5 protein-coding genes and 1 pseudogene are annotated in these 5,735 nt (G+C 69.6%); 1 reads left to right on the forward strand and 5 read right to left on the reverse strand.

The annotated features are described in order from the left end of the window. The first annotated feature begins 299 nt into the window (after positions 1-299). Entirely contained in the window at positions 300-1,421 is a 1,122-nt protein-coding gene (locus tag WMI84_RS16495; RefSeq protein WP_347354867.1) for a GuaB3 family IMP dehydrogenase-related protein, read from the forward strand. Here the strand turns inward: WMI84_RS16495 and WMI84_RS16500 are convergent, their stop codons facing one another. The 5 genes and pseudogenes from WMI84_RS16500 to WMI84_RS16520 all read right to left on the reverse strand — a co-directional run. Next, positions 1,422-3,572, reverse strand: coding sequence for a DUF2156 domain-containing protein (locus tag WMI84_RS16500; RefSeq protein ID WP_347354868.1), 2,151 nt, complete (start codon positions 3,570-3,572; stop codon positions 1,422-1,424). A 540-nt stretch (positions 3,573-4,112) separates the two neighbouring features. Next, positions 4,113-4,493 (reverse strand): monovalent cation/H(+) antiporter subunit G, encoded by a 381-nt coding sequence (mnhG, locus tag WMI84_RS16505; RefSeq protein WP_347354869.1) that lies wholly within the window; start codon positions 4,491-4,493, stop codon positions 4,113-4,115. Next, positions 4,490-4,765, reverse strand: coding sequence for a monovalent cation/H+ antiporter complex subunit F (locus WMI84_RS16510; RefSeq protein WP_347354870.1), 276 nt, complete (start codon positions 4,763-4,765; stop codon positions 4,490-4,492). Before WMI84_RS16510 ends, mnhG begins: the two co-directional genes overlap by 4 nt. After that, positions 4,762-5,388, reverse strand: a complete 627-nt coding sequence (locus tag WMI84_RS16515) for a Na+/H+ antiporter subunit E (RefSeq protein WP_347354871.1) — start codon at positions 5,386-5,388, stop codon at positions 4,762-4,764. The genes WMI84_RS16510 and WMI84_RS16515 overlap by 4 nt, the downstream gene beginning before the upstream one ends. After that, positions 5,385-5,735, reverse strand: a pseudogene (locus WMI84_RS16520) (hypothetical protein); the annotation flags it as partial. The pseudogene WMI84_RS16520 and the gene WMI84_RS16515, both read right to left, overlap by 4 nt.

Here is a 5,735-nt window from a genome sequence, read left to right on the forward strand (position 1 = left end):
GCGGGGTTCGGTGTCGGGGGGCTCCCACTTTCCCGCCGCGGTCGGATTGTGAGCGGGGTTCGGTGTCGGGGGGCTCCCGCTTTCCCGCCGCGGTCGGATTGTGAGCGGGGTTCGGTGTCGGGGGGCTCCCACTTTCCCGCCGCGGTCGGATTGTGAGCGGGGTTCGGTGTCGAGGGGCTCCCACTTTCCCGCCGCGGCCGGATTGTGAGCGGGCCGCTCGGGGCGGAGCGGCCTGGGCGGCATACTGTGCGGGCGTCGGGGCACTCTGACGGCCCCCGCGCGGTCGCTAGGCTGACCCGGTGACCGAGATCGAGATTGGCCGTGGCAAACGTGGCCGGCGGGCGTACTCCTTCGACGACATCGCGGTGGTGCCCTCGCGCCGCACGCGCGACCCCGAGGAGGTCTCGGTCTCGTGGCAGATCGACGCCTACCACTTCGACCTGCCGGTGATGGGCGCTCCGATGGACTCGGTCATCTCACCCGACACGGCGATCGCGCTCGGCCGGCTCGGCGGGCTGCCGGTGCTCGACCTCGAGGGCCTGTGGACCCGTTACGAGGACGCGGCGCCGCTGCTCGACGAGATCGCCGGGCTCGAGGCGAGCGAGGCCACCCCCCGGATGCAGCAGATCTATGCCGAGCCGGTCAAACCCGAGCTGATCACGCAGCGGCTGCAGGAGCTGCGCCGGGCCGGTGTCACGGTCGCCGGCGCGTTGACGCCGGCGCGGACGCAGCAGCTGTGGAAGACCGTAGTCGACGCCGGTGTCGACCTGTTCGTCATCCGCGGCACGACGGTCTCGGCCGAGCACGTGTCGGGGCAGGCCGAGCCGCTGAACCTCAAGCGGTTCATCTACGAGCTCGACGTGCCGGTCATCGTCGGCGGCGCCGGGTCCTACACGGCGGCGCTGCACCTCATGCGGACCGGTGCGGCGGGCGTGCTGGTCGGTTTCGGCGGGGGAGCCGCGCACACGACCCGCACCACGCTAGGCATCCACACCCCGATGGCGACCGCGGTCGCCGACGTCGCCGCGGCCCGTCGCGACTACCTCGACGAGTCCGGCGGACGATATGTCCACGTCATCGCCGACGGCGGGGTCGGCACCTCCGGCGACATCGTCAAGGCGCTGGCCTGCGGGGCCGACGCGGTCATGCTCGGCGCCGCCCTGGCCCGGGCCACCGACGCGCCGGGGCGCGGGTTCCACTGGGGCCCGGAGGCGCACCATCCCCAGCTGCCCCGGGGCGAGCGGATCCGGATCGGCCGCCAGGCCACGCTGGAGGAGGTCCTCCTCGGCCCCAGCAGGAATGCCGACGGCACGACGAACATCATCGGAGCGCTTCGCCGGGCCATGGCAACGACCGGCTACTCCGACGTCAAGGAGTTCCAGCGAGTCGAGGTCGTCGTGGCGCGCTACGGCGACCGCTGACTAGCCGGCCCGCGAGGCCCCGTGCGCGCGCGAGTCGTGCCCACCGTGACGCATGAGCGCGACAAGGTCGCGGACCCCGGCCTCCGGCAGGTATGCCCGGCTCAGCGCGAGACCGATCCGGGGAAGCGCTGCCTCGTCCGGGAACACGAGGAAGAGGGGCTCGGTCCGGGGCTGGAACTTCGACTTGAAGGCGTGTAGCGACCGGAATCCGTAGTAGGGCTCCAGCGTCTCGCCGAGACGATCCAGGAAACTGTCGAGCGTTCCCCTGTCGAGGCCTTCGTCCGGCCCGACGGTGCGGGCCAAAGGGGCGCCGGAGAGTGAAGCGATGGAGCAGCCACGCTCCTTCAGGGTGAGGCATGTGGCGGAGATCAGGAACTCCATGGAGTACCGGAAGCCGCCGGGCAGTCGTCGCATCACATCGAGGGTCCAGCCGATCGGCATGCCACCCTCGGGCGGGTAGATGGGCATCCACGACGTGAGCCCGTGGACGGTCTGATCGGCATCGACGGCGAGCGCCACGAGCACCTGCGGGTCGAGGGCCTCGTCGACTCCGCCGAGGGTGAAGCCCATCTCCGGGAGCCCCCTGTCCTCGACCCATTCGGAGGAGATCGCCTTGACCTGCATCTGCACGCCGCGAGGTTGTTCCTGGAGGGGGCCGAAACGAAGGTCGATGCCTAGGCGGCTGGCCTGGTTCAGCGCCGTCCGCACGTCCTGCCAGGACCTGCCGACGAACTGCAGGTCCGGCAGCGAGATGACTGCTTCCTCGGCAACCTGCAGCGTGTGCCATCCCTGGAGCGACGCGTTCTGCGAGGCTTCCCGGGTCACGGTGAAGAGACAGGGTACGAGACCTGCGGCGTGGACCGCGTCGGCGAAGGAGGCAAGCAGGGCCGATCGTGCCTGCCGCGTCGCGGCGATAGGATCACAGAGACCGATCGCGACGCCGGCGTGGACTCGGTAAGCTATGTAACCGTCGCTGATGTCGTCCTCGAACCAGCGATTCTCTGGCGAAGTGGTCATCCACGCGAGGTTGTTGACAGTGCCGGCCCTCTGGAGCAGGGATACGGCGTGTTGGCGTTGCTGCTCGTCGGCCGGGGCCATGAGGCTACCCGTGGTCCGACGAGCACGCCGCGGGGAGGGATTGCGGAACGCGTGGCGTCCGACGATGAGGATCGCGAGTCCGAAGGTGTTGAGCACGACGTCGAAACCGATGGCCACCAGACCGGGCTCGCCGACGACGGCCATATAGACGACGTTCGCCACCTGGATGCCGATCACGACGACCAGCAGGCCTACTGCCCAGCGCCAAGCGCGTCGACGACCCTTGTAGAGGCTACGGGCGAGCCACAGCCACAGGACCGCTTGAACGAGTCCAGCTGCCAGGTCCCGACCGGCCAGCTCCTCCGCCTGTGCCGCTGCGGACTGTGTCACGGCGAGCGGTCCCTCGACTGTCGAGAAGGGCTGGATCAGGCCCTCGAGAGCCGCGATGACGAAGAAGATGCTGGCGAACAGCCGATAGTCACGTCGCGTGAGTGAGCGCCAGCTCAGATGAGGGCGCCGCGCGACCAGGAACGGACCAAGCACGAGCCCGACGGCCACCCCGATGACGTGCTCGAGGTCGGCCAGGGCGCCCATATAGACGACAAAGAGCACGACATACACGACCAACGCGGCGCGCAGCCGCCCTCGCCACGGCGGACGAAGCGTCACGGACGCGGCAGCCGCAGCGCCCAGGAAGCCGGCCGAAGGGCCTGCGTCGCGTACTTGGGACAGACCCGTCGTCCAGACATAGCCGTGGTTGCGTGTCGCCCACAGCAGCAGCGCTGATCCGAGGACCGCGGCTGTATGGCAGATGAGCAGTGCCAAGCCTGCTCGTGCCCATCCGAGGCGCCACTCCGCGAAGCCGCCGAACACGACAAGTCCAAGCAGTATCGGGATGTGCTGGTAGGGCTGGATTGCGAAGAACATCCCGGTGAACGTCGTCCACCAAGCGCCGTCCTCGAGCGCCGGGAGCCCATACGTGGTGTGCGCGCGGATGGGTTGGGTGGCAAGGGGATCCCACAGGGTCCTCGTCACGACGGAGAGAGCGAGGATGAAGCCGGCGAGGGTCATGGTCAATGGCAACCGGCGTCCCACCGTCGCGAGGTGGGCCATACCTCATGATGCTCCCACATATGCGCCCGTGTCTGCGCTTTGCAGCAGGGCGGCCCGAGTCGGCTCCCGCCCATCGGAAAGCAGCCGGCCCAAGGGTGGGGCCGCCACCCCTCAGAGACGACCCCACCCGGCATCCAACGGCGGGCCACAACCGGTCAGAAAGGGCCCGCACATCGGGGAGACAGGGCAAGCCACGTCGGATTGCCTGCCGTCATGACCATCATCGCATGCTTGTCATCGTTTCGTCTCGTCGGTCTCAAGACGCCGATGACTCGCCGCTCGGCGCGCCCCGTCCCGATCGACAGTGCAGCAATCCCGATCGACAGTGCAGCGATTCGGATCGACAGTTCAGCCGTTGTGACCGACAGTGCAGCATGCAGCACCAGGAATCGTCACCACCGAGGGCGCACACTCGCCACGGAGGTTCCGCCGTCACCGAAGGTTGGCATACCCACCATGTGACAGTGGCACGCTCGACCCGAAGTGCTGCACGCTCGATTGGGGGACGGACACGCTCGATCCGAAGAGCTGCACGCTCGATCAGGGGGAGGAGTCCGGCGTGTTGTCCTGCGCGTCGTGGCGGGCCAGGGCCTCGGACAGCTCGTCGACGACCAGCAGGTCCTTGCGCACGTTGCCGTGCCGGTAGGCGGAGCGCCCGACGAGGTGGGCGGTGACCGGCGAGGTGAAGAACTGGGTCGCGCCGACCAGGACCAGTGTCGTCACCGCGCCCCAGGTGCGGATCGTCAGGGCCAGACCCAGCAGGACCAGGATGAGCCCGAGCGTCTGCGGCTTCGTGGCCGCGTGCAGCCGCGACAGGGTGTCCGGGAAGCGGACCAGCCCGATGGCCCCGGCGAGGCACATGAAGGCACCGAGGAGCAGGCTGATGCCGCCCGCCACGTCGAGGACGCTGGTCCAGCTCACGGCGCCTCCCGGTCCGAGTCGTGCGACATGAAGCGGGCGATCGCCACTCCGCCGACGAAGCTGACGATGCCCAGCACCATGAGCAGAGGCAGGCTCGTCGCACGTCTGTGCCAGGCGGCCTCCATGCCGACACCCGAGATGACGACGACGAGCAGGATGTCGGTCGCGATGAGACGGTCGAGGTTGGTCGGTCCCCGGAAGACGCGATAGAGGACCAGGGCCGCGGCGGCGGCGAGCATGAGCATGCCGGCGATCGTGAAAGCGGTCGTCATGCGCCCTCATCCTCATGCTTGCGGCGCTCGAGGTCGGCGATCTCCTGGTCGGAGCCGAGAGCCCGCACGACCCGCTCCTCGACCCGGTACACGTGGGCGCGCCCCGCCTCGATGGCTCCGGGGCGCCCGATGTCGAGCAGGTGCAGGTAGAGCGTCGAGGTGGACCGTCTGGCGTCGAGCACGACCGAGCCGGGGACGAGCGCGTTGAGCTCGGCGGTGATCGTCAGGTAGAAGTCGGAACGGGATCGCAGGGGCACCTCGATGACCGCGTTGCGCGGCTGCTTGTGGCTGAAGGCGAGCCGGAGCACCTGGATCGAGGCCGCGACGAGATCGGTGAAGAAGCGGAAGATGAGCCATCCGGTCCGCAGCGGCCGGATCCGGCCCGCGAACTCGATCGAGGGCAGCGGGAATGCCAGGGTCACGACCAGACCGATGAGCAGGCCGTTGACGATGTTGCCCCACGAGATCCGGTCCCAGAGCAGCAGCCAGGCGACGGCCACGGCGAGGATGGCGCGGGGCTGGAAGCCGCCGCGGCGCAGTGGGCCCCGGGGTCTGGCCCCGCTGGTCTCGGTGTCGCCGGGTGGCTCGCCGCCCGGCCGGCCGGTCCCGGGATCGATGCTCACCGGCGCACCCCCGGTGGCAGGACGCTGGTGATGTAGGGGTCGCGTTGCATGAGGTCGGCGGCAGCGTGCTGGGTGTAGGCGAACAGCGGCCCGGCGACGAGCGTGATGACCAGGCCCACCGCCGTCATCGCTGCGGTGGCGCCCACCATGACCGGTGGCATCGCACGGCTGGTCGACGGCGCCTCGGCACGGGCGGTCGCGGTTGCCGTCGCCGACCTGGCCTGTCCGCCGGGGCCGGCGGCCGGACGCAGAGCCTCGGACGGGACGGGGGCCTCGGACGGAGGCAGAGCCTCGGACGGGACGGGAGCCTGCCCGGTCACCTCCCCGTCAGGGACGTCGGAGAAGGG

Origin of the sequence: Intrasporangium sp., assembly GCF_039812505.1 — a bacterium.
Taxonomy (GTDB): Bacteria; Actinomycetota; Actinomycetes; order Actinomycetales; family Dermatophilaceae; genus Intrasporangium_A.

Excerpts from the sequence above, each read along its gene's own strand:
- WMI84_RS16500 (WP_347354868.1), bottom strand. The coding sequence starts at position 3,572 with ATGGCCCACCTCGCGACGGTGGGACGCCGGTTGCCATTGACCATGACC.
- WMI84_RS16510 (WP_347354870.1), bottom strand. The coding sequence starts at position 4,765 with ATGACGACCGCTTTCACGATCGCCGGCATGCTCATGCTCGCCGCCGCC.